This window comes from Tahibacter caeni (assembly GCF_024609805.1).
Taxonomy (GTDB): domain Bacteria; phylum Pseudomonadota; class Gammaproteobacteria; order Xanthomonadales; family Rhodanobacteraceae; genus Tahibacter; species Tahibacter caeni.
The window spans coordinates 1-1,757 of the sequence record NZ_JANFVR010000569.1 but is presented as its reverse complement, the minus strand read 5'-3'; the positions used below and the strand labels follow the sequence as shown (position 1 = coordinate 1,757).

At 74.5% G+C, this 1,757-nt stretch carries 2 protein-coding genes; both read right to left on the bottom strand.

What is annotated here, in order from left to right; translation table 11 throughout:
- Window positions 1-962: serine/threonine-protein kinase (locus NON22_RS23845; RefSeq protein WP_257389476.1), on the bottom strand; the 962-nt coding region annotated here is incomplete at its 3' end.
- 1 nt (window position 963) lies between these two features.
- Complete coding sequence (locus NON22_RS23840) at window positions 964-1,644, bottom strand: RNA polymerase sigma factor (protein WP_257389474.1); 681 nt, start codon at window positions 1,642-1,644, stop codon at window positions 964-966.
- Window positions 1,645-1,757: the final 113 nt, after the last annotated feature.

Genomic DNA, 1,757 nt, shown 5'->3' with positions numbered 1-1,757 from the left:
TGATGCCGGCGCAGGCTGCGCCGGGCGCGCTCGGGCCAGCGCCGCGGCCGCACGCTGACGGCGTTGCCGTCGCGGCAGCGCGCGAGATCGGCGACGAGCTCGTCGACCGTCGCGTAGCGGTCGTCCGGGTCGGGTTGCAGGCAGTGCCGGCAGATCGCGTCGACGTCGGCGCCGAGTTCCGGACGCCGCGCGCGCGGTCCGTCGCGCAGCGCCGCGGACGCCGCGGCGAGCCGCGCGCTCACGTCGTCGCCGTGCGGCGGCGCGCCGGTCAGGAATTCGTGGAGCATCGCGCCGAGCGCATAGACGTCGCTGCGCGGACTCAGCGCGCCGAGGCGGGGGTCGAGCTGCTCGGGCGCCATGTAGGCCGGCGTGCCGCGCACCGCATCCTCGTTGCCGACGGCGTCGAACGCGCGCGCGAGGCCGAAATCGCCGATCAGCGGCCGGCCCGCGTCGTCGAGCAGCACGTTGGCCGGTTTCAGATCCAGATGCAGCAGGCCGAGGCTGTGCGCGTAGGCGACCGCGCGCGCCAGGGTCAGTGCCAGGTCCACGGCCGTGCTCTCGGCCAGCGCGCCGTGCAAGGTCTGCGCGAGGGTCGCGCCGCGCAGCAGCGGCATCGAGAAGAAATGCACGTCGTCGACGAGGCCGGCCTCGTACACCGGCACGATATTCGGATGGTGCAGCTGCGCCGCCGCGCGCGCCTCCGCATGCAGCCGCGCGACCGCGTCGGCGTCCTGCTGCGTGCCGGCGATGACCTTCAGCGCGACGTCGCGGCCGAGGCTGTGCTGGCGCGCGCGATAGACGACGCCCATGCCGCCGCGGCCGAGGCATTCGACGAGTTCGTAGTCGCCGAAGCGGCGCTGCAGCGGATCGGACAGGTCCAGCGCGTCGAGCGCCGACCGCGCTTCGCCGATGCCGGAAAACACGGCGCGGGCCAGCGGCAGCAGGTCGCGTTCGTCGTTCATCTCACGGCGTCCGTGCCAGCGCTTCGCGCAGCGCGGCGAGGTCGGCGTCGACCTGCGCGCGTTCGAGGCAGAGTTCGGCCAGCGCCGCGCGTATGCCTTCCTGCAGCCGCTGGCGCAGGCGGCGCAGATTGACCGCCAGGGTGTTCGGGGCGACCTGCAGCCGCGTCGCGAGCGCGGCGAGCTCGCCGTGGGCCGGCGTCTCGGCGAGCCACGGTTCCAGGCCGGCGAACAGGTCGGCGCGGCCCTCGCGCGCATAGCGCTCGCGCAGGCCGTGCAGCGCCGTGCGCGTCAGGCACAGCGCGAACTGCAGGTCGAAGCAGGCTTCGGGCGTCTCGGCGTCGCCGCCGGTTTCCAGCGCATCGAGCGCGTCGCCGCCGACTTCGCGTCGCTGCATCGCGCTGCTTTCGCGATTGAGCAGGAAGCGCTTGAGCAGCGCGAGCAGGAAGCGGCGAAAGCTGCCGATCTCCGCGTCGGCGCGCGCCCACCAGTCGGCCTGCATCGAGCGCAGCAGGAATTCCTGGGCCAGGTCCTCGGCGTCGCGCGCGAGCGCGCTGCGCCGGAAGTAGGCGACGATCGCCGGCCGGTAGTCGCGCACGAGCGCCGCCCAGGCCGCCGCGGTTTCCTGCGGCGACTGCCGGCTGGCGTGGATCAGGCTCCAGCGGGTGGTCGGAAAGGCGGCCATGAGGTTCCGGGGCGGACTGGCGCAGTCTAGTGCGAGGCCGGCGGGCCGGCGCGGCTCTGCGGGGACGACACGCGCGCGAGGCGCCGGATCGCGTCCGGCGCCTCGCGCGCTGC

Excerpts from the sequence above, each read along its gene's own strand:
- NON22_RS23840 (WP_257389474.1), bottom strand. The coding sequence starts at position 1,644 with ATGGCCGCCTTTCCGACCACCCGCTGGAGCCTGATCCACGCCAGCCGG.